23 protein-coding genes are annotated in these 24,535 nt (G+C 71.3%); 16 read left to right on the forward strand and 7 right to left on the reverse strand.

Going from position 1 to position 24,535, the window contains the following annotated elements:
• Positions 1–16: 16 nt before the first annotated feature.
• The 3 genes from IG02_RS0126435 to IG02_RS0126445 form a co-directional block, all read right to left on the reverse strand.
• Entirely contained in the window at positions 17–988 is a 972-nt protein-coding gene (locus IG02_RS0126435; RefSeq protein ID WP_030753159.1) for a COX15/CtaA family protein, read from the reverse strand.
• A gap of 111 nt (positions 989–1,099) precedes the next feature.
• Positions 1,100–1,816 (reverse strand): ABC transporter permease, encoded by a 717-nt coding sequence (locus IG02_RS0126440; protein ID WP_051765778.1) that lies wholly within the window; start codon positions 1,814–1,816, stop codon positions 1,100–1,102.
• A 104-nt stretch (positions 1,817–1,920) separates the two neighbouring features.
• Positions 1,921–2,940, reverse strand: a complete 1,020-nt coding sequence (locus tag IG02_RS0126445; protein ID WP_234314919.1) for an ABC transporter ATP-binding protein — start codon at positions 2,938–2,940, stop codon at positions 1,921–1,923.
• Positions 2,941–3,085: 145 nt separating this feature from the next.
• On the opposite strand from IG02_RS0126445, the gene IG02_RS0126450 reads away from it, so the two are divergent.
• The 8 genes from IG02_RS0126450 to IG02_RS0126485 all read left to right on the forward strand — a co-directional run bounded on the left by IG02_RS0126450 (position 3,086) and on the right by IG02_RS0126485 (position 9,992).
• Positions 3,086–3,829: a helix-turn-helix transcriptional regulator gene (locus IG02_RS0126450; RefSeq protein WP_030753168.1), complete on the forward strand. Its 744-nt coding sequence runs from the start codon at positions 3,086–3,088 to the stop codon at positions 3,827–3,829.
• Complete coding sequence (sufB, locus tag IG02_RS0126455) at positions 3,826–5,247, forward strand: Fe-S cluster assembly protein SufB (protein ID WP_030753171.1); 1,422 nt, start codon at positions 3,826–3,828, stop codon at positions 5,245–5,247. Before IG02_RS0126450 ends, sufB begins: the two co-directional genes overlap by 4 nt.
• A gap of 226 nt (positions 5,248–5,473) precedes the next feature.
• Complete coding sequence (gene sufD, locus IG02_RS0126460; RefSeq protein ID WP_030753174.1) at positions 5,474–6,655, forward strand: Fe-S cluster assembly protein SufD; 1,182 nt, start codon at positions 5,474–5,476, stop codon at positions 6,653–6,655.
• Positions 6,652–6,981, forward strand: coding sequence for a bifunctional 3-phenylpropionate/cinnamic acid dioxygenase ferredoxin subunit (locus tag IG02_RS0126465; RefSeq protein ID WP_030753176.1), 330 nt, complete (start codon positions 6,652–6,654; stop codon positions 6,979–6,981). Before sufD ends, IG02_RS0126465 begins: the two co-directional genes overlap by 4 nt.
• 7 nt (positions 6,982–6,988) lie before the next feature.
• Positions 6,989–7,753, forward strand: coding sequence for a Fe-S cluster assembly ATPase SufC (gene sufC, locus IG02_RS0126470; RefSeq protein ID WP_030753180.1), 765 nt, complete (start codon positions 6,989–6,991; stop codon positions 7,751–7,753).
• A complete protein-coding gene (locus IG02_RS0126475; RefSeq protein ID WP_030753183.1) occupies positions 7,750–9,024 on the forward strand; it encodes a cysteine desulfurase in 1,275 nt (424 codons plus the stop codon). Before sufC ends, IG02_RS0126475 begins: the two co-directional genes overlap by 4 nt.
• 150 nt (positions 9,025–9,174) lie before the next feature.
• A complete protein-coding gene (gene sufU / locus IG02_RS0126480) occupies positions 9,175–9,657 on the forward strand; it encodes a Fe-S cluster assembly sulfur transfer protein SufU (RefSeq protein WP_030753186.1) in 483 nt (160 codons plus the stop codon).
• Positions 9,654–9,992 (forward strand): metal-sulfur cluster assembly factor, encoded by a 339-nt coding sequence (locus tag IG02_RS0126485; protein WP_030753190.1) that lies wholly within the window; start codon positions 9,654–9,656, stop codon positions 9,990–9,992. Before sufU ends, IG02_RS0126485 begins: the two co-directional genes overlap by 4 nt.
• A 172-nt stretch (positions 9,993–10,164) precedes the next feature.
• Here the strand turns inward: IG02_RS0126485 and IG02_RS0126490 are convergent, their stop codons facing one another.
• Positions 10,165–11,373, reverse strand: a complete 1,209-nt coding sequence (locus IG02_RS0126490; protein ID WP_234314920.1) for a hypothetical protein — start codon at positions 11,371–11,373, stop codon at positions 10,165–10,167.
• Between the two features lie 122 nt (positions 11,374–11,495).
• Here IG02_RS0126490 and dapD point away from each other — a divergent pair, with 122 nt between their 5' ends.
• From dapD to IG02_RS0126515, 5 genes are all read left to right on the forward strand, one after another.
• Positions 11,496–12,503 carry a 2,3,4,5-tetrahydropyridine-2,6-dicarboxylate N-succinyltransferase gene (gene dapD, locus IG02_RS0126495; protein WP_030753196.1) on the forward strand — a complete coding sequence of 336 codons (1,008 nt, stop codon included), beginning with the start codon at positions 11,496–11,498 and terminating at the stop codon, positions 12,501–12,503.
• 509 nt (positions 12,504–13,012) lie between these two features.
• On the forward strand, positions 13,013–13,711 hold the full coding sequence (locus IG02_RS0126500; RefSeq protein ID WP_324604752.1) for an SMI1/KNR4 family protein: 699 nt from the start codon (positions 13,013–13,015) through the stop codon (positions 13,709–13,711).
• Between the two features lie 366 nt (positions 13,712–14,077).
• Positions 14,078–14,308: a hypothetical protein gene (locus IG02_RS0126505; protein WP_030753202.1), complete on the forward strand. Its 231-nt coding sequence runs from the start codon at positions 14,078–14,080 to the stop codon at positions 14,306–14,308.
• Positions 14,309–14,353: 45 nt separating this feature from the next.
• A complete protein-coding gene (locus IG02_RS0126510; protein ID WP_030753206.1) occupies positions 14,354–15,904 on the forward strand; it encodes a hypothetical protein in 1,551 nt (516 codons plus the stop codon).
• Positions 15,905–16,218: 314 nt separating this feature from the next.
• Positions 16,219–17,637, forward strand: coding sequence for an alkaline phosphatase PhoX (locus tag IG02_RS0126515; protein ID WP_030753209.1), 1,419 nt, complete (start codon positions 16,219–16,221; stop codon positions 17,635–17,637).
• Positions 17,638–17,712: 75 nt separating this feature from the next.
• Here IG02_RS0126515 and IG02_RS0126520 read toward each other — a convergent pair whose 3' ends face one another.
• Together IG02_RS0126520 and IG02_RS0126525 are read right to left on the reverse strand one after the other, a co-directional pair.
• Positions 17,713–18,927: a TerD family protein gene (locus IG02_RS0126520; protein ID WP_030753212.1), complete on the reverse strand. Its 1,215-nt coding sequence runs from the start codon at positions 18,925–18,927 to the stop codon at positions 17,713–17,715.
• A 110-nt stretch (positions 18,928–19,037) separates the two neighbouring features.
• Positions 19,038–19,847 (reverse strand): NAD-dependent epimerase/dehydratase family protein, encoded by an 810-nt coding sequence (locus tag IG02_RS0126525; RefSeq protein ID WP_030753215.1) that lies wholly within the window; start codon positions 19,845–19,847, stop codon positions 19,038–19,040.
• Between the two features lie 401 nt (positions 19,848–20,248).
• Between IG02_RS0126525 and IG02_RS0126530 the strand changes: the two genes are divergently transcribed.
• Complete coding sequence (locus IG02_RS0126530; protein ID WP_030753219.1) at positions 20,249–21,259, forward strand: 5-dehydro-4-deoxyglucarate dehydratase; 1,011 nt, start codon at positions 20,249–20,251, stop codon at positions 21,257–21,259.
• On the forward strand, positions 21,256–22,440 hold the full coding sequence (locus tag IG02_RS0126535; RefSeq protein ID WP_030753222.1) for a hypothetical protein: 1,185 nt from the start codon (positions 21,256–21,258) through the stop codon (positions 22,438–22,440). Before IG02_RS0126530 ends, IG02_RS0126535 begins: the two co-directional genes overlap by 4 nt.
• Here IG02_RS0126535 and IG02_RS41775 read toward each other — a convergent pair.
• Complete coding sequence (locus tag IG02_RS41775; RefSeq protein ID WP_158712386.1) at positions 22,430–22,570, reverse strand: hypothetical protein; 141 nt, start codon at positions 22,568–22,570, stop codon at positions 22,430–22,432. The two genes, IG02_RS0126535 and IG02_RS41775, sit on opposite strands and share 11 nt — an antisense overlap.
• Before the next feature lie 316 nt (positions 22,571–22,886).
• Between IG02_RS41775 and IG02_RS0126545 the strand changes: the two genes are divergently transcribed.
• Positions 22,887–24,482 (forward strand): acyl-CoA dehydrogenase family protein, encoded by a 1,596-nt coding sequence (locus IG02_RS0126545; RefSeq protein WP_051765769.1) that lies wholly within the window; start codon positions 22,887–22,889, stop codon positions 24,480–24,482.
• The last annotated feature ends 53 nt before the right edge of the window (positions 24,483–24,535 follow it).

Below are 24,535 nucleotides of genomic sequence, written 5' to 3' on the forward strand. Positions count from 1 at the left end.
GGGCCGTGCGGTCGGCTCAGACCGCCGCCGACATCGGCGACTCCGGCCGCGCCGGTTTCTCCGCCGTGGTCACCGGCCGCTCACGTACGCTCATCGCCACCCGCAGGACGGCGATCCAGACCAGCGCGGAACCGAGCATGTGCAGGCCCACCAGGATCTCCGGGGAGTCGGTGAAGAACTGCACGTAGCCGATGGCGCCCTGGGCGAGCAGCACCAGCAGCAGGTCGCGGGCGCGAGCCCGGATGTCCACGGGGGCGTCCACCGTCCGCAGCACCAGCCAGATCGCCACCGCCAGCGCGCACACCAGCCAGGCGAACACCGCGTGCACATGGGCGGTGGTGACCCAGTCGAAGGGCATCCGCGGGACGTCGCTGCTGTCACCGGCGTGGCGGCCCGAGCCCGTCACCGTCGTACCCACCGCGATCAGCACCGCGGAGCTGACGACCAGGGCCCAGGACAGCCTGCGTACGAGGCGCGGCACGCGCGGACGCGGCTCGCCGTCGCCCTCGCCGGCGCGCAGCCAGGTCAGAGTGGTGACCGTGAGCAGCGTGCAGGCGAGCAGGAAGTGCCCCGCCACGCTCCAGGGGTTCAGGCCCGCCCACACCGTGATGCCGCCGATCACGGCGTTGCCCATCACGATCCAGAACTGGGACCAGGCCAGCCGGGTCAGCCCGCGCCTCCGCGGCTTGGCGGAGCGAACGGCGATGATCGCCCAGCCCACCGCCGCGCTCAGCACGTACGTCAGCATCCGGTTGCCGAACTCGATGGCCCCGTGCAGGCCCTGCTCCGGCGTGGCGAAGAGGCTGTCGTCCGTGCACTTGGGCCAGGTGTCGCAGCCGAGGCCGGAACCGGTCAGCCGGACCGCTCCACCGGTGACGATGATGACGACCGTCATCAGCGTGGCGGTGAGGGTGGCGCGCCGGAGCGTACGCGGCGAGGGCGTCCAGCGCTGGGCGATATACGCGAGGGGGTTCAGCACGGCAACCATGGTAGGCGCGAGCTTGTGCAGCTTTTCACGAGGGGTACGGGAGGTATGTACGGGCGCGTGGAGCGCCCACCCGCCGGCCGACGCCCCTGCGCCGACGTCCCTGCCCGGACGTCACTCCCAGCGGAAGAACCGGGCCGCCGAGCCGAGGCCCAGCACGGCCCATGCGGCGAGGACGCCGAGGTCCGCCCAGGGCGTTCCGGCGCCGGACTGGAGGACGTCCCGCAGCCCGCCGGAGAGCGCGGAGATGGGCAGCAGGCCGAGGACCGAGCCCGCCGCGTCGGGGAACTTGTCCAGCGGCACGATCACCCCGCCGCCCACCAGGAGCAGCAGGAAGACCAGATTGGCGGCCGCCAGCGTGGCCTCCGCGCGGAGCGTGCCCGCCATCAGCAGGCCGAGCCCGGAGAACGCCGCCGTGCCGAGGACCAGCAGGAGCAGGACGGCGAGCGGGTTGCCGCCCGGCGACCAGCCGAGCCCGAGGGCGATCACGGTCAGCAGGACGACCTGGAGCACCTCCGTGACCAGGACGGAGAGCGTCTTGGCCGTCATCAGCGCCCAGCGCGGCAGCGGTGAGGCGGCGAGCCGCTTGAGCACGCCGTACCGCCGCTCGAAGCCGGTCGCGATGGCCTGACCGGTGAACGCCGTGGACATCACGGCCAGCGCCAGGACGCCGGGGGCGAGGAAGTCCACCGCTTCACCCGAACCGGTGTCGACGACGTCGACCGTCGAGAACAGCACCAGCAGCAGCGACGGGATGATCACGGTCAGCAGCAGCTGTTCGCCGTTGCGCAGCAGCAGTTTCGTCTCGAACGCCGTCTGCGCGCCGATCATCCGGAGCAGCGGGGCCGCGCCGGGCGCCGGGGCGTACGCACCGGCGCCCGTGCCCCGGTCGTCCACGCCCGTACCGCCGCCCGCGACCGCGCCCGTGTCCGTACTCATGAACGCAGCTCCTTGCCGGTCAGTTCGAGGAAGACGTCCTCCAGCGTGCGCCGCTCGACGGAGATCGTGTCCGGCATCACCCCGTGCTGGGCGCACCAGGAGGCGACCGTGGCCAGCAGCTGCGGGCCCACCGTGCCGGTGACCCGGTAGACCGCGCCCGGCAGTTCGGCGGCCTCGGAGCCGTCGGGGAGCGCCTTGAGCAGCGAGCCCAGGTCCAGCGCCGGGCGGCCGGTGAAGCGCAGGGTGTTCTCCGCGCCGCCCCGGCACAGCCGCTCGGGGCTGTCCTGGGCGATGACCCGGCCCGCGTCGATGATCACCACGTCGTCGGCCAGTTCCTCGGCCTCGTCCATGAAGTGCGTGGTCAGCACCACGCCGACGCCGTCGGTGCGCAGCTGGCGGACCAGCTCCCAGGTGGCGCGGCGGGCCTGCGGGTCGAGACCGGCGGTCGGTTCGTCCAGGAAGACCAGCTCGGGGCGGCCGACGACGGCCATCGCCAGGGCGAGCCGCTGCTGCTGCCCGCCGGACAGCCGCCGGTAGGTCGTACGCCCGCAGTCGCCGAGGCCGAGCCGTTCGATCAGCGCGTCCACATCGAGCGGGTGGGCGTGCAGCCGGGCCATGTGGCGCAACATCTCACCGGCGCGCGCGCCGGAGTACACGCCACCGGACTGGAGCATCACGCCGATCCTGGGGCGGAGCCGGGCGGCGTCGGCGACGGGATCGAGGCCGAGGACGCGGACCGTGCCGGCGTCGGGCCTGCGGTACCCCTCGCAGGTCTCCACCGTGGTCGTCTTGCCTGCGCCGTTGGGGCCGAGGACGGCGGTCACGGTACCGGCGCGCACCACCAGGTCGAGGCCGTCCACGGCGGTCTTCGCGCCGTACCGTTTGACCAGGCCGCGGACCTCCACGACGGGTGTTCCGGCCGCCTCCGCGGCGGGCGCCGGGCCGGTCCGGCCGGGGGCGGGCCCACTGCCGGACCCGCCGTCGGGCAGGGATTCACCCGGGAAGACGCTGTGCATGCCGGAAGTCTAGGCAGCGCGGGCGGGGGCTCCGGCCGCGGGGCCGGACAGCCCTCCAGTTAGGTAACCCTAAGTGATTAAGCGCACCCCTGGTGGCTGCGTACCGTGGTTGTCACTTCGCAAGGAATTACGCAACAATGGCGTTGTGAAATACGTGGGCGAGGCTCCGCAGGAGGAACTCGCGACCGGTGAGCGCTCCACGCGCAACCGGGTCGCGCGCTCCATCCTGGACCACGGCCCGTCGACCGTCTCGGAGCTGGCGGGTCGGCTCGGACTCACCCAGGCGGCCGTCCGCCGCCACCTGGACGCACTGGCCGCCGACTCCGTGGTGGAACCGCGCGAGAAGCGGGTGTACGGCTCGCGCGGGCGCGGTCGGCCCGCCAAGGTGTTCGCGCTGACCGACTGCGGGCGGGACGCCTTCGACCAGTCCTACGACCAGCTCGCCGCCGACGCCCTGCGCTGGATCGCGCGGACCGCGGGCGGCGGGGCCCAGGGCGAGGCCGCGGTGGCCGCCTTCGCCCGTGCCCGCATCGCCGCGCAGGCGGCGGCCTACCGGTCGGCGGTCGACGCCGCCGACCCGGACAAACGTACAGAGGCGCTGGCCAAGGCGCTGAGCACCGACGGGTACGCTGCTACGGCCCGGGACGCGCCGAACCGGCTGGGCGAGCAGCTCTGCCAGCACCACTGCCCGGTCGCGCACGTCGCCGAGCAGTTCCCCCAGCTGTGCGAGGCGGAGACGGAGTTCTTCTCCCAGCTGCTCGGGACCCATGTGCAACGTCTCGCCACCATCGCCCACGGTGACGGGGTCTGCACGACGTTCATCCCCCGCGCCACCGCACCGACCACTCATCACGCATCCGACAGCACAGCCGGGAGGAACCCCGCATGACGCTCCCCACGGAGACCGCTCACCCCGAGCTCGAGGGCCTGGGTAAGTACGAATTCGGCTGGGCCGACCCCGACGCCGCGGGTGCCGAAGCCAAGCGCGGCCTCTCCGAGGAAGTCGTCCGCGACATCTCGGGGAAGAAGAACGAGCCGGAGTGGATGCTGAAGCTGCGGCTCAAGGGCCTGCGCCTGTTCGACAAGAAGCCGCTCCCCAACTGGGGCTCCGACCTGTCGGGCATCGACTTCGACAACATCAAGTACTTCGTCCGGTCCACCGAGCAGCAGGCCGCCAGCTGGGAGGAGCTGCCCGAGGACATCAAGAACACGTACGACAAGCTCGGCATCCCCGAGGCGGAGAAGCAGCGCCTCGTCGCCGGTGTCGCGGCCCAGTACGAGTCCGAGGTCGTGTACCACCAGATCCGTGAGGACCTGGAGCAGCAGGGCGTCATCTTCCTGGACACCGACACCGCGCTCCGGGAGCACCCCGAGCTGTTCAAGGAGTACTTCGGCACGGTCATCCCGGTCGGTGACAACAAGTTCGCGTCGCTGAACACGGCCGTGTGGTCGGGCGGCTCGTTCATCTACGTGCCGAAGGGCGTGCACGTCGACATCCCGCTCCAGGCCTACTTCCGTATCAACACGGAGAACATGGGCCAGTTCGAGCGGACGCTGATCATCGTGGACGAGGACGCCTACGTCCACTACGTGGAGGGCTGCACCGCCCCGATCTACACCTCGGACTCGCTGCACAGCGCCGTGGTCGAGATCATCGTCAAGAAGGGCGCCCGCTGCCGTTACACGACCATCCAGAACTGGTCGAACAACGTCTACAACCTGGTCACCAAGCGGGCCGTGGCCTACGAGGGCGCGACCATGGAGTGGGTCGACGGCAACATCGGCTCCAAGGTCACCATGAAGTACCCGGCCGTCTACCTGATGGGCGAGCACGCCAAGGGCGAGACCCTGTCGATCGCCTTCGCGGGCGAGGGCCAGCACCAGGACGCCGGCGCCAAGATGGTCCACATGGCCCCGCACACCTCGTCGAACATCGTCTCCAAGTCGGTGGCGCGCGGTGGCGGCCGTACGTCGTACCGGGGCCTGATCGAGATCGGCGAGGGCGCCGAGGGCTCCAAGTCGAACGTGCTGTGCGACGCGCTGCTGGTGGACACCATCTCGCGCTCCGACACCTACCCGTACGTGGACGTCCGTGAGGACGACGTGTCCATGGGCCACGAGGCGACCGTCTCCAAGGTCTCCGAGGACCAGCTCTTCTACCTGATGAGCCGCGGTCTCTCGGAGTTCGAGGCGATGGCGATGATCGTGCGCGGCTTCGTCGAGCCGATCGCCAAGGAGCTGCCCATGGAGTACGCGCTGGAGCTCAACCGGCTGATCGAACTGCAGATGGAAGGCGCCGTCGGCTAGCGGCCGGGCCGGGCCCGGGACGATCCGGCCCGCCGCGGCCGGATCCGGTCCCGTTCGGCGGGCTCCGTACCGGCCCGGCGAACCGGAGCGCCGAACCGGCCTCGTTCCCGGGCGCCCGCGCCCCCGGCCCCCGGCGGCGGCATCCCCGTAGGCCACCGACCGCGGCGGCGACCCAAGCAGCGACCCATTCCTTACGCAGAGGCAGAGAGAGAGCACGACGACAGCCATGGCTGAGGCTCAGAACATTCCGGTGGGCTCCACCACCACCGGTTCGATCGCGGTGGCCGCCGAGTCGACCGTCGCCACGCGCATGAGCGCGCCCCCGTCCTACGACGTGGCGGACTTCCCCGTGCCCCACGGCCGGGAGGAGGAGTGGCGGTTCACGCCGCTGGAGCGGCTGCGCGGGCTGCACGACGGCAGCGCGGTCGCCGCGGACGGCGCCGTCACCGTCGAGGTGACCGCCCCCGACGGCGTCACCGTCGAGACCGTCGGCCGTGACGACGCGCGGATCGGCAAGGCCGGTGTCCCGGTGGACCGGGTCGTCGCACAGGCGTACTCCTCCTTCGAGAAGGCGTCCGTCGTCTCCGTGCCCAAGGAGGCGGTGCTCGCCGAGCCGATCCGGATCGCCGTCCGGGGCCAGGGCGGTACGGCCTACGGCCACCAGGTCATCGAGCTCGGTGCCTTCGCCGAGGCGGTCGTCGTCATGGACCACTCCGGCGACGGCGTGCTCGCGGCCAACGTCGACTACCTGCTCGGGGACGGCGCCAAGCTGACCGTCGTCTCCGTCCAGGACTGGGACGCCAAGGCCGTCCACGTCGCCCAGCACAACGCGCTGATCGGCCGCGACGCCTCGTTCAAGTCGATCGTCGTCACCTTCGGCGGTGACCTCGTCCGGCTGCACCCCCGGGTCGAGTACGCGGGCACCGGCGGTGAGGCGGAGCTGCTCGGCCTCTACTTCACCGACGAGGGCCAGCACCAGGAGCACCGGCTCCTCGTCGACCACAACACGCCGCACTGCAAGTCCAACGCCGCCTACAAGGGCGCTCTCCAGGGCACGGACGCGCACGCCGTATGGATCGGCGACGTCCTGATCCGCGCCGCCGCCGAGGGCACGGACACTTACGAGATGAACCGCAACCTGGTCCTCACGGACGGAGCCCGGGTCGACTCCGTACCGAACCTGGAGATCGAGACCGGCGAGATCGCCGGTGCCGGGCACGCCTCGGCCACCGGCAGGTTCGACGACGAGCAGCTCTTCTACCTGATGGCGCGCGGCATCCCCGAGGCCGAGGCCCGCAGGCTTGTCGTCCGCGGCTTCTTCGCCGAGCTGGTCCAGCAGATCGGGCTCCCCGACGTCGAGGAGCGCCTGCTGGAGAAGATCGAGGCAGAGCTGGAGACCGTGTCGTGACCCCCCCGACGACCTTCGTCCGCGTCTGCGGGCTGGACGAGCTGGAGGAGGGCACCCCGAAGCGGGTGGAGATCGACGGCACGCCCGTATCCGTCGTGCGCACCGAGGGCGAGGTGTTCGCGATCAACGACATCTGCTCGCACGCCAACGTCTCGCTCTCGGAGGGCGAGGTCGAGGACTGCATGATCGAATGCTGGCTGCACGGTTCCAGCTTCGACCTCCGTACCGGCAAGCCGTCCGGTCTGCCCGCGACGCGCCCCGTCCCCGTATACCCCGTAAAGATCGAAGGGGACGATGTGCTCGTCTCCGTCACCCAGGAGTCCTGAGTCACCCATGGCAACGCTTGAAATCCACGACCTGCACGTTTCCGTCGAGGCCGACAACGCCTCCCGCGAGATCCTGAAGGGCGTCGACCTCACCGTCAAGCAGGGCGAGACGCACGCCATCATGGGCCCCAACGGCTCCGGCAAGTCGACCCTCGCGTACTCCCTCGCGGGCCACCCCAAGTACACGATCACCGGCGGCACCGTGACCCTGGACGGCGAGGACGTCCTGGAGATGACCGTCGACGAGCGCGCCCGCGCCGGTGTGTTCCTCGCGATGCAGTACCCGGTCGAGGTCCCCGGCGTCTCCGTCTCCAACTTCCTGCGTTCCTCCGCCACCGCGATCCGCGGCGAGGCGCCCAAGCTGCGGACCTGGGTGAAGGAGGTCCGGGAGACCATGGAGCGCCTCCACATGGACCCCGCCTTCGCCGAGCGGAACGTCAACGAGGGCTTCTCCGGCGGTGAGAAGAAGCGCCACGAGATCCTCCAGCTCGAACTGCTCAAGCCGAAGATCGCGATCCTGGACGAGACCGACTCCGGCCTCGACGTGGACGCGCTGCGGGTCGTCTCCGAGGGCGTCAACCGCGTCCGGGAGACCGGCGAGGTCGGCACGCTGCTGATCACGCACTACACCAGGATCCTCCGCTACATCAAGCCCGACTTCGTGCACGTCTTCGCGCAGGGGCGCATCGCCGAGTCCGGCGGCGCCGAGCTCGCGGACAAGCTGGAGAACGAGGGCTACGAGGCATACGTGAAGGGTGGCGTTACCGCGTGACACAGCTGCCGGGCCTTCCGACCGCTCCGGGCCGCCTGCTGGACGAGGCGATCCGGAAGGATTTCCCGATCCTCGACCGGGTGATCCACGACGGCAAGAAGCTCGTGTACCTGGACTCCGCAGCGACCTCGCAGAAGCCGCGCCAGGTACTCGACGCACTGAGCGAGTACTACGAGCAGCACAACGCGAACGTCCATCGCGGCGTCTACACGATCGCCGAGGAGGCCACGGCGCTGTACGAAGGCGCGCGTGACAAGGTCGCCGCGTTCATCAACGCGCCGAGCCGCGACGAGGTGATCTTCACCAAGAACGCCTCGGAGTCGCTCAACCTCGTGGCCAACATGCTCGGCTGGGCCGACGAGCCGTACCGGGTGGACCACGAGACCGAGATCGTCACCACGGAGATGGAGCACCACTCCAACATCGTGCCGTGGCAGCTGCTCGCGCAGCGCACGGGCGCGAAGCTGAAGTGGTTCGGCATCACCGACGACGGCCGGCTCGACCTGTCCAACATCGACGAGATCATCACCGAGAAGACCAAGATCGTCTCCTTTGTGCTGGTCTCCAACATCCTGGGCACGCAGAACCCGGTCGAGACGATCGTCCGCCGGGCGCAGGAAGTCGGCGCGCTGGTCTGCATCGACGCCTCGCAGGCCGCGCCGCACCAGGTCCTGGACGTGCAGGCGCTCCAGGCGGACTTCGTCGCCTTCACCGGCCACAAGATGGTCGGTCCGACCGGGATCGGCGTGCTGTGGGGCCGGCAGGAGCTGCTGGAGGACCTGCCGCCGTTCCTGGGCGGTGGCGAGATGATCGAGACGGTCTCGATGCACTCCTCGACCTACGCGCCGGCGCCGCACAAGTTCGAGGCGGGTACGCCCCCGATCGCCCAGGCCGTCGGCCTCGGGGCGGCCGTGGACTACCTGTCCGCGATCGGCATGGAGAGGATCGCCGCGCATGAGCACGCGATCACCGAGTACGCGGTGAAGCGCCTGCTGGAGGTCCCCGACCTGCGGATCATCGGCCCGGAGACGGCCGAGGACCGGGGGGCGACGATCTCCTTCACGCTCGGCGACATCCATCCGCACGACGTGGGGCAGGTGCTGGACGAGCAGGGCATCGCGGTCCGGGTCGGCCACCACTGCGCGCGGCCGGTCTGCCTGCGGTACGGAATTCCCGCGACGACGCGGGCGTCTTTCTATCTGTACTCCACTCCGGCCGAGGTCGATGCCCTGGTCGAGGGCTTGGAGCACGTCCGCAACTTCTTCGGATGAGGACCCCTCCGGCGGTTTCCGGGCGGTCCGGGGCCTCGGGCGACCGAGAGTGCCGGCCGCCCGGGGAGCCCGGGCCGGCGAGAGCCGGGGGCGAGCAACCGGACGACGAGACTCGGACGAGGACCGGGAAGACGACTTGAGAGGCTGTCCGTGAAGCTGGATTCGATGTACCAGGACGTCATCCTGGACCACTACAAGCACCCGCACGGGCGTGGTCTGCGGGACGGCGACGCCGAGGTGCACCACGTCAATCCGACGTGTGGCGACGAGATCACACTGCGCGTGCGGTACGAGGGGTCGCGGATCGCGGACGTCTCGTACGAGAGCCAGGGCTGTTCGATCAGCCAGGCCAGCGCTTCCGTGCTCAACGACCTGCTCGTCGGCAAGGAGGTGGCCGAGGCGCGGCGGATCCAGGACACGTTCCTGGAGCTGATGCAGTCCAAGGGCCAGATCGAGCCGGACGACACGATGGAGGAGGTGCTGGAGGACGCGGTCGCGTTCGCCGGCGTCTCGAAGTACCCCGCCCGCGTCAAATGCGCCCTGCTGAGCTGGATGGCGTGGAAGGACGCGACGGCGCAGGCGCTGGGCGGCAACCCGGCCACGGACGAGAGCGTGACGAAGGAGACGGCATGAGCGAGAACGAGACCGCCACCATGAAGCCCGCCTCGGAGGAAGAGGTCCGGGAGGCGCTGTACGACGTCGTCGACCCCGAGCTGGGTATCGATGTCGTCAACCTGGGGCTGATCTACGGCATCCACATCGACGACTCGAACACGGCGACGCTGGACATGACCCTGACGTCGGCGGCGTGTCCGCTGACCGATGTGATCGAGGACCAGGCGAAGGCGGCGACGGACGGGATCGTCAACGAGCTCAAGATCAACTGGGTCTGGATGCCGCCGTGGGGCCCGGATAAGATCACGGACGACGGGCGCGAGCAGCTGCGGGCGCTGGGCTTCAACGTCTGACCGCGGTCCGGGCCGGCGTCCGACTCGACGGCTGAGCCAACGGCCGGGCCGACGTCCTGGCGACGCGCGTCCGTCCGCGTCACGGGCGGCCCATCGGTACGCGTGGCGAAGGGCCCGACGGCCGGGGACCTCGAGGTCCCCCGCCATCGGGCCCTTCGCCGTGTCCGCGCGCCTACGAGGGCGCCGGCGCGGAGGCCGCCTCGACGAGGGTGGGTGCCAGGTTCTCGTTGCGTATGCGCTGGTCCACGTAGAGCAGGGCCAGCACGAGCTGGGGGAAGGTCGTGGTGATGACCTGGCTGACCAGCTGACCGATCAGGGCCAGAAGCAGATAACCACCGATGCCCAGGGCGATCGCGCCGGGACTCGCCTCCGGGCCGATGTCGCTTGCCGTGAACATGCCGGGAAGCAGGCCCAGCAGGGTGAGCAACTGCCGGATGACCATCCCGGCGAAGCCCGCCATCAGGTAGACCAGCAGGCAGATGCCGAAGATCCGCCACCAGGAGCCGCGCACCAGCGCCGCCGAGCGACGCAGGGAAGCGGTGGTGCCCTGGGTCTCGGTCACCGCGACCGTCGAGGCCAGGCTGTAGCGGATCCAGAGCCAGGTGGCCACCGGGGCCGCGGCCAGCGCGCCCAGGAACCCGAGCGCCATCAGCCAGCCCGCCCACTGCGCCTCGGCGACGGCGTAGGTGAGCACGGTGGCGCCGATGCCCAGCAGGAGCAGGGCCACCGGGAGGAGGCCGATCAGCCCGATCAGGACGACGCTGCCGAGCACGGCCGGGACCCGTGCGAGGGCGCGACGCCAGACCGCGCCGAAGGTCGTGCGGCGGCCGAGCACGGCCTCCTGGGCTATCGCCGGGCAGACGGCCTGGACCATCGCCGTCGCGGCGAGCAGCACCAGCACGGCGAAGGCGCACAGACCGGCGAAGGGGATCACCAGGGGCCGCAGGTCGTCCCAGTCCGGGTCCTGGCCCGACGGCAGGTCGAAGAGGTGGCGCAGGTCGTCGCCGGCCACGGCGTAGGCGAGCCCCGCCGCCGCGGCGACCACCAGGGCGGCGACCGCGTACACGACCACCGTCACTCCGAACAACTGCTTCCAGTAGCGGCCGAAAGTGGCGAAGGCGCCGGTGAGTATGTCGCTCAGGCCGAGCGGGCCGAGGGGTATGACGCCGGGCCTGGGCGGCGGCGGGGGCCAGCCGCCCCAGCCGTACGGGCCACCGCCGTAGGGTCCGCCGCCCTGCGGGCCACCGCCGTAGGGGCCGTTCCCGTACGGGCCGCCACCGTGCGGTCCGCCGCCCTGATGAGGGCCGCTTCCGTAGGAGCCGCCGCCCCCTGGGGGAGCGCCTCCGTACGGTCCGCCGCCCGGCCCCGTTCCCTGTGCCACCGATCCGCTCCGCTCAGCCGTTGTTCTGTTCGAACGGAGCAGAGTAGCCGGTCCGGCACGGCGCGCGCTCGTCACCTGAGACCGGTTCGCCCGGGCGCCACCAGGAACGTTAAGTTCGGAGCATGACCGACACGTCTTCTCCGCGTTCTTCCCTCCCGCCCCGTGCCACCGGTGCCGTCGCCACCGGCCTCGCCACCGTCACCGAGGACGGCACCGTCCTCGACACCTGGTTCCCCGCGCCCGAACTCGTCGCCGAGCCCGGCCCGGCCGGCACCGAGCGGCTGACCGCCGAGCGCGCCGCGGAACTGCTCGGCGCGGGCGCGGCCAAGGCCGTCGGTCCCGACACGCGTCGCGGGGTCGAGGTCGTCGCCGTCCGTACGGTCGTCGCCTCGCTGGACGACAAGCCCCTGGACGCGCACGACATCTACCTTCGCCTGCACCTGCTCAGCCACCGCCTGGTCGCTCCCCACGGGCAGAACCTGGACGGCATCTTCGGCCTGCTCGCCAACGTGGCCTGGACCTCGCTGGGCCCGGTCGCCGTCGACGCGCTGGAGACCGTACGGCTCAACGCGCGCGCCGAGGGACTGCACCTCCAGGTGACATCGGTCGACAAGTTCCCGCGGATGACCGACTACGTGGCCCCCAAGGGCGTCCGGATCGCCGACGCCGACCGGGTACGCCTCGGCGCGCACCTCGCCGCCGGGACCACCGTGATGCACGAGGGCTTCGTCAACTACAACGCGGGCACCCTCGGCACCTCGATGGTCGAGGGACGGATCTCCGCGGGTGTCGTCATCGGCGACGGCACCGACATCGGCGGTGGCGCGTCCACCATGGGGACGCTGTCGGGCGGCGGCAAGGAGCGGATCGTCATCGGCGAGCGCTGCCTCATCGGCGCGGAGGCGGGGGTCGGTATCGCCCTGGGCGACGAGTGCGTGGTCGAGGCGGGCCTGTACGTCACCGCCGGCACGCGCGTCACGCTGCCGGACGGACAGATCGTCAAGGCACGGGAACTGTCGGGCGCGGACAACATCCTCTTCCGCCGCAACTCGGTCACGGGCGTCGTCGAGGCCCGTCCGAACAACGCGGTCTGGGGCGGTCTCAACGAGGTGCTGCACAGCCACAACTGACCGTTGGACGGCCGGTGTCGCGCGGCCGTGACCGGAGGCGAGGACCCCGGTCACGGCCGCGCGCCGTACCAGGACGGGGAAAAGAGGCCACCCCCCTGTCCCTGATGCTCGACATCGGTACGGACGGCGAGTTGGACGTCACGGCGTGGGCATGGCAGGAAGAGCTCGCACCTGCGCCTTCTTGAGCGGCGGCGTTGGGTTTTGTGTGCACCGACAACCCATCGACCACTCGTATATCAGCCATTCATATTTCGGCACCGAACAGTGATCGGCCACTCGTTCGTCATGCGGCAGGATGCACCCATGACCCGATCTGCCACCGGTGGACGACGGGGCGTCTGAGGACAGCGTGCCGGAGGCAGCTCGGGGTAGTCGTGGCCGGACTGCCGGTGCGCACCGCGCGTACGGACCGCGGGCACGGGAGGCGAACGCGGACTGTGCGTGCGGATCGCCGGTACGGACTGTCAGTGCGGACTGGTCCAATGGAGGGCATGAAGGGCATGGAGAACATGAGCACCGAAAACGCCGACAGGGGCGAGGCACACGGGGGTGAGGTGCGCGAGACCGGTGAATCGGCCGGGCGAGGGGTGACGGACCTCGGCGAGTGGGCCCGGCAGAACGCGGCGGGCGGCGGCCGCCGGGCCGGTCACGACGTGGCCGATCCCGAGGAGCTGGACGCGCTGCGGGCGGCCTTCCCCGCGGATCGCAGTCTGCCGCCGCTGGGCTGGGACGCGGTCCGTGCGTACGAGCGCGAGCAGGGCATCGTCCTGCCCGAGCCGTACCGCACGATGGTGGCGGAGATCTGCGACGGATGCGGTGACGGGCCGCCCGACATCGACGGGCTGATACCCCTGGCCGCGCTGCCGGCCGACTGGGGCTGCGCGCCGAGCCAGCGGGACCTGTCGGAGGCGTTCCCGCTGACCGAGGCATGGGTGTGGGAGGACGACCCCCGGCCGTACGAGGAGATAGAGCCGCTCATCGACGCGGTCTACAACTACGGCAGCGTGGTGCTGGGCACGGACGGCTGCGGTATGTACTGGCAGCTGGTGGTCACCGGTCCGCAGCGCGGCCGGATATGGAACATCAGCGACGTGGGGGCCGCGCCGTTCGGGGCGTCCTTCGGCCGGGCCACGGCGGAGGTGGGCTTCGCGGGCTGGGTGGCGCACTGGGCCACCGCGCGAAGGCCCTGGTTCGACATCGTCGTATGACGGTGGTGAGGCGGGCGCCGCCGGCCGGTGCCGGGCGACGTGACGTGGCACGTCACGGACTCCGCGTGCGGATCGCCCGCCCGGTGCGTGGGGGCCGGGTGCTCGACGAGGGCCATCACATGGCGTGTTGACCTCGACCGCACGTGATTTCCGAGCATGGTGAACGAGGGCGCACCGCGGGGGTGCGCCACGATGAAGACACCACGCCCGCACGGCTCACCGCTCTCCCCGAGGTCACCCGCTCCGGCTGGGTGCCGTCACGGCCAGCACCTGGCGTGTCGGCACCCTGAGCGGCAGCGGGCCGCCGTCGAGGCCCTCGCCCGCGCCCGGCGACAGGACTTCCTCCGCACCTTCCGGGACGCGCGCGTGGCGGAGACCGCCGCCGAGGTGCCGGGCGCCGAGCGCTGTGGGGCGCGTTCGTACGAGTTGTACCGCCGTGGGGTACGGCCGGCCGGGGACGCGGAGGCCGGAAACGATCGGCCGGCGCCGGGCCGCGCCGTGGTGGTGGACATGGAGTGCGAGGCCGGGACAGCGGACGGGGCGGGCACACGCGTTGTCGGGTACATGAACCCGGTGGAACAGGTCCGATACGTCTAGGCTTGGAGGCCGTCTCGACCTCGTGACCGCAAGGAGACTTCCCCGATGACAGCAGACGGCCCCACCCTGCCGCCGGTGCGACTGCCCTCGGACGCGGAGCTGGCGCGGGACGCGCTCGCCGCGCCGCTGCTCGCCCGAGCCGTGCGCCTCGCCCGCTGGGCCGGGCCGGGGACCCGGGTGGGCGTGGGCGGCGAGTTGGCCGACGAACAACTGCCCGCGGCGGCGGAAGTGCTGGGCTTCGACGACGAGCGGGCGGAGGGCGAGGGCGAGGCGTACGCCAGCGAGGCGTGGCGGGTGGCCGTGGACACGGGACTCGTCGAGGTCGAGGAGCCGGCGGAGGCGCCGGACGGGGCGGACGAGGACCACCAGGGCCGGGTCACGCCCGGAGAGCAGCTCCCGGTGGTCAGCGGTGGATCCCCGCAGGACGTCCTGGCGCTGTGGTCCGAGGCCCTGGACGTGGCCCTCGCGGACGCCGCCACACCGGTCCTGGACGACCTGGCCGACGCCATCGGCGAGGACGGCGAGATCGACCTCGCGTCGCTGGACTGGGACCCGGAGGCGGAGGCGGAGTTCCTGGAGGGTGTTCTCGGCAACCTGTACTTCCTCGCCGCGGCGGACGGGGGCGGCGCCGAGGTGCCCGTACCGCTGCCGGTCCTCGCCGCGTCCGTGATCGTGCCCGATGACATGGGCGAACCCACCGACGATGTGCTCGAGCAGGTCTCCGAGGCCATGATGCGCCTGGACGACCAGTTCCGGCTGCTGGAGTCCATCGGGCTGGTCTCGTACGTACCGGTGGACGAGACGCTGATGACGGAGGACGCGGAGGAGGACGGGTACACGGGCGGGGCCGGAGCCCCGGAGGTCACGGACGCCGCGCGGGGCGCGGGCGGGGCGGGGGACACCGGAGCGTTCCCGCCGGCCGCGGTGGACGAGGACGACATCGCCCGCTACGGCATGGTCCGGCTGACGCCCCTCGGGCTCTACGGGATCCGGGCCCGGCTGCTGGAGGCCGGGGCGGACGCGCCGCTCGTCGGTGACCTCGCGGAGAAGGACGCGCACGCGCTGCTGGCCGGTGTCGCGTACTTCCCGGAGCTGTCCGCGCGGGCCGAGACGGAACAGTGGCTGGCCCGACGGGCCCCCGCCGAGGCCGCGCGCGACCTGCTCTCCGCCGCGCGCGGCACCGACCCGGGGGCACCGCTGCGCCGCCTCCACTGCCAGCAGGCACTCTCGCTCGTCGGCCCGGAGGCCGAGACGGCGGTACGGGAGGTTCTGGACGACGGCGAGCTGGGCGGGCTGGCGCGGGTCTGGCTCGCCGAACTCGGCGCGACGGACGTGCCGCCGCCACCCGAGTCGATGATCTTCTGGCTGGCCATCGACACGATCGCCGCGCAGCTCCACGCGGAGGGGGAGCCGGAAGAGCTCCAGGAACTGGTCGAGGGGCTGGTCGGTCAGCACGGCGGCTTCTTCGACGCGGCGTGGCGGGTGGGGCACCCGGCGACGGCGGAGGTGCTGGAGGCGATGGGGCGGCTGCTGCGGGACCGGGGCGCGGCCAAGGAGGCACGGAAGGCCGCGTTCAAGGCCCGCTCCCGCGCGTAGCGCTGTCCGCGGCGGGATCGGCGGGGTCGATGGACAGGGGGTGCGGGCAGGCCAGGCGGGACGGGGGCGTGGCTGCCGTTCGGCCCGGCCTCGACGACGTGGGCCCGTGGGCCGGGGCGAGGCGAGTCCGCGCGGGGCAGCGGGGGCGACGGCGCCGCCCGGGCCGTTGCCGGTTGTTCCACGACGCTTCACGGCAACGAGGTCGCTCCCTTTCGGACACCGTTCAGCCGGTGTTCAGGCGCGGCCGGGAGCATCACCGGGACACGTCGGGGAGCGCCCCGACGCCGCCCCCGTCCCTGCCCTTGGAGTGCATCATGACGCTGACCCGCAGAGAATTCACCGGAAGGTCCGCCGCCGGCGCGGGCCTCGTGCTCACCGGCGCCGCCGGGGCCCTCGCCACCGCCCCCGGCGCGCTCGCCGCCCAGGACACTCCCGAGGCCGTCGGCGGGTCCGTGCCCGAGCCCGGTTACGGGCCGCTCGTCCCCGATCCGCGCGGCGTGCTCGCGCTGCCCGCCGGCTTCACGTACCGGATCGTGACGCACAGCGGTGTCACCAAGCTGGACTCCGGCGAGTACACACCCTCCAACCACGACGGCACGGCCACCTTCGAAGGCCCGCGCGGTGTCACGTTCCTGGTGAACAACCATGAGCTCAAAGGCCCGAGGGCCGACTGGGAGCACCCGGTGCCGCTCACCGAGGGGCTCGTCTACGACCCGGCCGCCGCCGGTGGCTGCACGGTGGTCGAGGCGCATCAGGACGGGCGTACCGCCGAGTGGGTCGGCATCGCCGGCACGTCCACCAACTGCGCCGGTGGGCGTACTCCGTGGGGCACCTGGCTCACCTGTGAGGAGAACTCCGACCGGGCGGGCCAGAACGGCATGACCAAGGACCACGGCTACGTCTTCGAGGTCGACCCCTACGACCGTGAGGCCAACCGCGACCCCCGGCCCGTCAAGGCGTTCGGGCGGTTCGACCACGAGGCCGTGGTCATCGACCCGCGTACCGGTCACGCCTATCTGACCGAGGACGACTCGAAGCCCAACGGGCTCTTCTACCGCTGGGTTCCGCCGCACGGCTTCAAGCACGGCCGTCGGCAGCTGCGCCGCCTCGCCGCCGACGCGGGCGTCCTCCAGGCACCCCGCTGCTACGACGCGGGTGGCCGGTTCGTGGACGACCTTTCGCGGGCCACCCGGACCGGCACCGTCTACGGCGTGGACTGGGTGGACGTTCCCGACCGGGACGCGCGGACCGTCGCCGTGCGGGAGCAGTTCGACGGCCAGAACATCACCCGGGCCAGGAAGCTCGAAGGCATGTGGTGGGCGGACGGGGGCGCGTACATCGTCTCCTCCTACGCGCGTGACGAGAGCCCCGGGACCCCGCACGACGGACAGGTGTGGTTCTACAACCCGAGGCGGCGCACGCTGACGCTCAAGGTGCTGCTGGGCGTCAACCCCGCCCCGGACAAGGACGGGGCCTTCGACGGCCCCGACAACATCACGGTCTCCCCGTACGGCGGACTGGTCATCGCGGAGGACGGTGAGGGGCTCCAGCACCTGTTCGGCGCGACGGAGCGCGGCCGCACGTACCCGATCGCCCGGAACGACCTCAACGACAGCGAGTTCACGGGTGTCGTCTTCTCGCCCGACGGCCGCACGCTGTACGCGAACATCCAGGAGCCGGGCATCATGGTCGCCATCACCGGACCGTGGCGGCGCGCGCACAAGAACGGCTGACGCGCTCGGGGCGGCCGCTCCCGTCGAACCGCTGATGTGTTCCCGGCCGCCCCGCCGCCTCAGCCCCTCGCTACGTCACAGCGCCTTCCCCGCGGGCTTCACCATGCCCCGTACCGTACGGGACTTGACGAACTCGCCCATGCCCGTCATCTCCCACTCACCCGAGAACTGCCTGATCAGTTTGGCCATCATCACGCCGGTCTGCGGCTCGGCGCCGGTCAGGTCGAACCGCACCAGTTCCTCGCCCGTGGCCGCGTCGATCAGCCGGCAGTAGGCCTTCGCGACCTCGGTGAACTTCTGGCCCGAGAAGGAGTTGACCGTGAAGACGAGGCCGGTCGCCTCGGCCGGCAGCCTGCCGAGGTCCACGACGATCACCTCGTCGTCGCCCGCGCCCTCGCCCGTCAGATTGTCACCGGAGTGCTTGATCGCTCCGTTGAGGATGGACAGCTTGCCGAAGTAGCAACTGTCCAGGTGGTTGCGGTTCGGCCCGTAGGCGATCACCGAGGCGTCGAGGTCGATGTCCTTGCCACGGAACGCCGGCTCCCAGCCGAGGCCCATCTTGACCTGGGACAGCAGCGGACGGCCGCCCTTGACCAGGGAGACCGTCTGGTTCTTCTGGAGGCTGACCCGGCCCTTGTCCAGATTGATCTTGCCGCCTCCGGGCGGGGTCGCCGGCGCGGGAGGCGCGGCGGGCGGCGCCGGCGGTGCCGGGGGAACGGAGGTCCGCGGGTCGGTGATGCCGGGCGCCCGGGTGGCGGCCGGTGCGGGGGCCGCCACCGGAGGGGCCGGGGCCGGTGCGGGCTCCTCGACCGATACGCCGAAGTCCGTGGCGATCCCCGCCAGCCCGTTCGCGTACCCCTGGCCGACCGCGCGGACCTTCCACGCCCCGTTCCGCCGGTAGATCTCCACGATCACCAGGGCGGTCTCCGCGCCCAGGCCGGGCGGGGTGAACGTGGCGATCGCGCCGCCCGCCGGGTCGCGGACGGTGGCCGTGGGCTCGATGCCCTGGAAGGTCTGCCCCGCCGCGTCCGGGCTCGCGGTCACGACGATCTTCTCGATGGCGGCCGGGACGGCGGCGGTGTCGACCGTGATCGCGTCGGGCGAGGCGCCCCCGCCCGAGCGGTGGCTGACGCCGGGACCGCTCGGCTGGTTGTAGAAGATGAAGTCGTCGTCCGAGCGCACCTTGCCGTCGGCGGTGAGCAGGAGGCCCGACACGTCGAGCCGCACGGGTGCGGCGACGTCCACCGTCACCTGGGCGGTGGGCAGGGGGAGATTCGAGCCGGGGGTCATAGCTGTCATGCCAGGCGTAACGAACGGGTCGGCTTTGCCGTTCCCTTACCATTCCCTCTTTCGCCCGTCTGCTTTTCCGGGTCTTCTGTCCGGAAAAGAGGCATGTCCGGTCAGTGGGGCCAGCGCGGCGGGTTCGTGGTGAACGCGCCGCCCAGGTGCGCGTGTTCCGGGTTCCCGGGGTCCAGCTCGCCCTGCTCCGCGACGAGCTTCGCCGCGTAGACCTCGGAGTCGTCCCGCGGTTCGTAGCCCAGCGCCCGCGCGCTCGACAGGTCCCACCACAGCCGGGTGTTGGCGGAAGAGCCGTACACCACGGTGTGGCCGACGTTCTCGGCGGTCAGCGCGGCGTGGAAGAGCCGGGCGCCGTCCTCGGGGCTCATCCAGACGGAGAGCATGCGGACCGTGGTCGGCTCCGGGAAGCACGAACCGATCCGTACGGACACGGTCTCCAGACCGTGCAGGTCCCAGTAGAGCTGGGCGAGGTCCTCTCCGAAGCATTTGGAGAGCCCGTAGTAGGTGTCCGGGCGGCGCGGCGTGTCGACGGGGATCAGCGGATCGTCGCCCTGGGGGCGGGGGGTGAAGCCCACCGCGTGGTTGCTGGAGGCGAAGACGGTACGCCGTACGCCCTCCTCGCGCGCCGCCTCGTACAGGTTGTACGTGCCCTCGATGTTGGCGCGCAAGATCTTGTCGAAGGAGGCTTCGAGTGAGATGCCCGCGAGGTGGATGATCGCGTCCACGCCCCGGACGGCTTCGCGCAGGGCCTCCCTGTCCGCGAGATCGGCGGTGATGGCGTCCGGTTCGCCGTCGACCGGCGCGACGTCGAACAGCCGCAGTTCGTAACCGTACGCGGGCAGCAGGTCCCGCATCAGGGTGCCGACACCGCCGGCGGCGCCGGTGAGCAGGACGGTACGGGGTGCGGGCATGGGCGGGGTCCCCTCGACTCGGGCGGTGTGGCGGTGTGGCGGTGCTGATCGGCGGTGTCGCGGTGTCGCGGTTTCGCGGTGCCGACCGTGCCGGCTGCGGCGCGGGTCGGCTCGTGTCCTCGTCCTTCATGTCCTGGGGCAGGCGCATGAGCGTGGACATGATTCACAAGCGCGGACACGCTAAGGACTGCGGCGATGGGGCGTCAAGAGGCGCGCGGTGTTGACGGCGAAGGCGCGCGGTGTTGACGGTGAACCAGTGCTACCTTAGCGTGACGTTGTTCAGAAATGCAGACGCCGATCATAGCTGTGCACGACCTCGTGGCTGTGCACGCATCGCGGCCGCGCACGAGCGCTGGGTGCCGGCCGCTCACTGCCCGGTACCAGGCCAAGGGAGTACCCCCGTGACCTCAGCCCCGCTCGCCACCCGCCTCAGTGGAGCGGCCGGTCCGCTGTTCTTCCCCGTCACCGCGTACGGCCCGGACGGCGGCCTCGACCTGGACGCCTTCCGCGCGCACGTCCGCCAGGGCGTGGACGCGGGCGCCGCCGCGGTCTTCGCCTGCTGCGGTACGGGCGAGTTCCACGCCCTGACCCAGGAGGAGTTCGGCGCCTGTGTGGCCGCCGCCGTCGAGGAGACCGCGGGGCGGGTGCCCGTCGTGGCGGGCGCGGGTTACGGCACGGCCCTGGCGGTCCAGTACGCGCGGATCGCCGAGGAGGCCGGCGCCGACGGGCTCCTCGCCCTCCCGCCCTACCTCGTTCTCGCGGGGCAGGAGGGACTGTCACGCCACTACGCCGCGCTGGCCGCCGCCACCACCCTCGACGTGATCGTCTACCAGCGCGACAACGTGGTCTTCACCCCCGAGACCGTGGTCGAACTCGCCCGGGTGGAGAACATCGTGGGCCTCAAGGACGGGTGCGGCGACCTGGAACTGATCCAGCGCATCGTGAGCGCCGTGCGCACCGAACTGCCCGGCCGCGACTTTCTCTTCTTCAACGGCCTTCCCACCGCCGAACTCACCGGCCTCGCCTACCGGGGCATCGGCATCACGCTCTACTCCTCCGCCGTCTTCTGCTTCGCGCCGGAGATCGCCGGTGCTTTCCACCGGGCCCTGACCACCGGCGACGACGCGACCGTCGACCGCCTGCTGGACGGTTTCTACCGTCCCCTGGTCGAACTGCGCGCCAAGGGGCGCGGATACGCCGTCTCGCTCGTCAAGGCCGGTGTCCGGCTGCGCGGGCTCGACGTGGGGGAGGTGCGGACGCCCCTGACCGAGCCGGCCGCCGCCCACCTGGAGGAACTCGTCGGCATCATCGAGCGCGGCCGGGCCCTGGTGGCCGGCCGCGCGACGGGAAGCGGCGCGGAGGAGAACCGCGCGGAGGAGAACCGCGCGACGGAAAGGCAGGAGAGCGCGTGAGGACGTCCGTCTTCCTCTACCCCTGGGACGTCATCGGTGACCCCGGCGCCGCCGCCCGGATCGTGGACCTCGGCGTCCGGCAGGTCACCCTCGCCGCCGCCTACCACTCCACCCGGGCGCTGACCCCGCGCCATCCGCGCCACCGCGTCGTCACCGCCGAACACGCGGCCGTTCTGTACCCGCCGGACGCCGGCCGCTGGGCGGGACGCGAGCCGCGCCCGTACCCGGCGGGCGACTGGGCGCCCGGAGACGCCTACGGCGAGGCGGCGGCCGAGCTCGCGGCCGCGGGTCTCGACGTACACAGCTGGGTGATCCTGGCGCACAGTTCCCGGCTCGGCGCCGAGCACCCCGAGACCTCCGTCGTCAACGCGTACGGCGACCGCTACCCCTGGGCCCCCTGCATCGCGCGCCCCGCCGTCGCCGCCTATCTGGTGGAGCTGGCGGCCGAGGCCGCGGTACGGCCCGGGGCGCGCGGCACCGAGCTGGAATCCTGCGGCTGGTACGGCTTCGCCCACCTGCACGCCCACGACAAGACCGCCGGGGTCGCCCTCGGGGACGCGGCGCAGTACCTGATGTCGCTGTGCTTCTGTTCCGCCTGCCGGGAGGGGTACGCGGGCCTCGGCGCCGACCCGGACGAACTGGCCGCCTCCGTAACGCGGGGGCTGGAGCCCGTATGGCGGGCCGGCGGCTCCTCGGCAAGCGGCTGGGGCGCCGTCGAGAAGCTGCTGGGCGCGGACCGGGCGGCGCTGACCCTCGACTGGCGCTCCCAGGTCGCGCGCGCCTTCCAGGAGTCGGCGGTCGCGGCGGTGCGGGCGGCCGCGGGGCCCGGCTTCCAGGTGCTGCTGCACGCCGACCCGGCGCCGTACCGCACCGGAGCCAACGCGGGCGTCGACCCGGCGCACATCCTCGGGGTGGCGGACGGCGTCGTACTGCCGTGCACCGGCGGCGCGGCGGACACGGTCCTGCCCCCGTTCGCCGACCACCGCACGGACTCCTCCGTCCTGGCCGCCAACTTCAACGTCGTCGGCGGCATGGGCGGCGCTCCCTCGTCCCTCGCCCGTGACGCGGCGCGGGCGAGGGGACTGGGCGCGACGGAGCTGCGCCTGTACCACGCCGGGCTGGCCTCGGACGGGGACCTGGCGGCGGTCGCGGCGGAGCTGGCGGGAGCGGTCACCGGCTGACACGGCGGAGTGGGCACGGGCCCGGCGAGACCAGGACGAGCGCGGTGAGCAGCCCCGCCGCCCCCGCCACCGGCAGCAGGGCGGCGGGGCCGACGACCGGGACCAGGCCCGCGCCGAGCGCGAGACTCACCGCGTTCGGTCCGCGGATCACGGTCTGGGCGGCCGCGACCGTGCCGCCGAGTACCGTGTCCCCATGCTCACGGGCGATCAGCAGATGAATTAGCGCTGAGGTAGTAGTCCCGTGGTTGAGCCGGGTCCTGCGCCGGGACGAGCCGCTCGGCTGTGGGATGAATCAGAAATTCGATCCGGCGGGGGAAGATGCCTTTCCTGCCCGGCTGTTAGGTTCGAGGCGTCGATTGCGACGGATGACAGATGGTCGACGAACCTGAGCACGGGGGAAACGCATGTCCATTGACCAGGCACTCTTGCCTGCCGATTTATTCGACGTGACCGGTCGCGAAGCGAAGAATGAATCCTCGGGAAGCGAGGCGCGCGCCGACGGTCTTATCTCGTTCATCCGGCAGTACGCCGATGAAAGGGTCAACTCGTCGCTGATGGACGACCGGCGCTGTGTGACTCCGGGAGCGATCCTGGATCTGGGAAAGGCCGGTCTGTTCGGGCTCCAGATCGAGCGGAAGTACGGCGGTCAGGAACTCACCCACGCCGACACCTATCGCGTGCTCTCCCAGGCCGCCGTCATGGACACCAACCTGGCGTTGATAGTGGGAGTGCACAACGCGATCGGTGTGACCCCGGTTCGTTCCTTCGCCGACGAGCGGGTGAAGGCCGATGTCCTGCCCCAGTTGGCGCGGGGGACGAGCCTGGCCACGCTCGCGGCCAGCGAGCCCGACGTCGGATCGAACGTGCAGGGGATTTCCACCACCGCGACATCGGTGCCCGGCGGCTATGTGGTGAACGGCGCCAAATGCTGGATCAGCCTCGGATCGTGGGCCGGCCATGTGAATCTCCTGACGAAGACGACCGATGAGAACGGCCGGGCCAAAGGCCTCTCCGCCTTTCTCGTGGAAGGCCGCAGCACCGGATTCGTGCCCGGCGCGGAGGCCGTGACGCTCGGCATGCGGGGCTTTCCGCAGAACAGGATCGACATCAAGGACCTCCGGCTCCCGGCGGACGCGCTGCTGGGGGAGGAGGGACAGGGGATGGCGGTCGCGCAGAGCGCGTTCTACGGAGGGCGCGGCATGCTGGGCGGCGCCTGCGTCGGCGTGATGAAGCGCTGCCTGCAACTCTCCGCCCGATTCGCGGCGCGCCGGAGCGTGGCCACGGGCAAGCTCCTCGACAACGGGCGCGCGCAGCAGATTCTCAGCGAGTGCCTGGCGGCCACCCGCGCCGTGGAGATCCTGGTCGGACAGGTTGCCGAGGAACTGGACGCGGGGCGCGAGGTGTCGGCGGAACTCTTCTCCGCCTGCAAGATCCTCTCGACCGAGCTGGCCTTCCGGGTCGCCGACTGGTCCGTCCAACTCCTCGGCGCCCGTGGCTACCTGGACACGAACGTCGTGGGGAAGCTCTTCCGGGACATCCGGCTGCTGCGGATTTTCGAAGGTGCCACCGAGACTCTCACCGTCTACATGGGATCCGTGATCGCCAAGGATCCGCGGCAACTGGCCGAGCTGATCGGCGACCGGTACGGGGCGCGAACGACCCTTGAGCTGCTCGGTACCACGTATGTCGACCTCATGGCCGGGCTGCCGGCCTCGGACAAGGTGACGCGGACCGCGCGCCGCAACAGGCACATTCTGGCGAACATCACGGGCGAGCTGGCCTGCTGGGGGATGCTGGCCGCCATGACGGAGCACACGGCCCGGTCCACCGGTACGGAGCTCGACCAGTACACCGCCTTCTGGGCCGAACGGCAGCTGGCCGACCGGGTGCTCAGGGCCCGGGACGGCAAGCGGCAGTACGGGGTGTTCGACGCGGCCTTCCTCTCCGAGCAGATCGCCGCCTATGAGACGGCCATCGGAGATGTCCAGCAGAGTCTGGCCGGCGAGGACCGGGAGCTCGACGGACTCCTGACCCGGCGCTGAGTCACCGGCTGGACGTACTGGCACGACTTACCGGCGCTGGTGTGATCCGGCGC

Source organism: Streptomyces sp. NRRL F-5135 (assembly GCF_000719775.1).
Classification (GTDB): domain Bacteria; phylum Actinomycetota; class Actinomycetes; order Streptomycetales; family Streptomycetaceae; genus Streptomyces; species Streptomyces hebeiensis.

Excerpts from the sequence above, each read along its gene's own strand:
- IG02_RS0126515 (WP_030753209.1), top strand. The coding sequence starts at position 16,219 with ATGACGCTGACCCGCAGAGAATTCACCGGAAGGTCCGCCGCCGGCGCG.
- sufB (WP_030753171.1), top strand. The coding sequence starts at position 3,826 with ATGACGCTCCCCACGGAGACCGCTCACCCCGAGCTCGAGGGCCTGGGT.
- IG02_RS0126510 (WP_030753206.1), top strand. The coding sequence starts at position 14,354 with ATGACAGCAGACGGCCCCACCCTGCCGCCGGTGCGACTGCCCTCGGAC.
- IG02_RS0126440 (WP_051765778.1), bottom strand. The coding sequence starts at position 1,816 with ATGATCGGCGCGCAGACGGCGTTCGAGACGAAACTGCTGCTGCGCAAC.
- IG02_RS0126445 (WP_234314919.1), bottom strand. The coding sequence starts at position 2,940 with ATGCACAGCGTCTTCCCGGGTGAATCCCTGCCCGACGGCGGGTCCGGC.
- IG02_RS0126525 (WP_030753215.1), bottom strand. The coding sequence starts at position 19,847 with ATGCCCGCACCCCGTACCGTCCTGCTCACCGGCGCCGCCGGCGGTGTC.
- IG02_RS0126485 (WP_030753190.1), top strand. The coding sequence starts at position 9,654 with ATGAGCGAGAACGAGACCGCCACCATGAAGCCCGCCTCGGAGGAAGAG.
- IG02_RS0126520 (WP_030753212.1), bottom strand. The coding sequence starts at position 18,927 with ATGACCCCCGGCTCGAATCTCCCCCTGCCCACCGCCCAGGTGACGGTG.
- dapD (WP_030753196.1), top strand. The coding sequence starts at position 11,496 with ATGACCGACACGTCTTCTCCGCGTTCTTCCCTCCCGCCCCGTGCCACC.
- IG02_RS0126500 (WP_324604752.1), top strand. The coding sequence starts at position 13,013 with ATGAGCACCGAAAACGCCGACAGGGGCGAGGCACACGGGGGTGAGGTG.
- sufD (WP_030753174.1), top strand. The coding sequence starts at position 5,474 with ATGGCTGAGGCTCAGAACATTCCGGTGGGCTCCACCACCACCGGTTCG.
- IG02_RS0126435 (WP_030753159.1), bottom strand. The coding sequence starts at position 988 with ATGGTTGCCGTGCTGAACCCCCTCGCGTATATCGCCCAGCGCTGGACG.
- sufC (WP_030753180.1), top strand. The coding sequence starts at position 6,989 with ATGGCAACGCTTGAAATCCACGACCTGCACGTTTCCGTCGAGGCCGAC.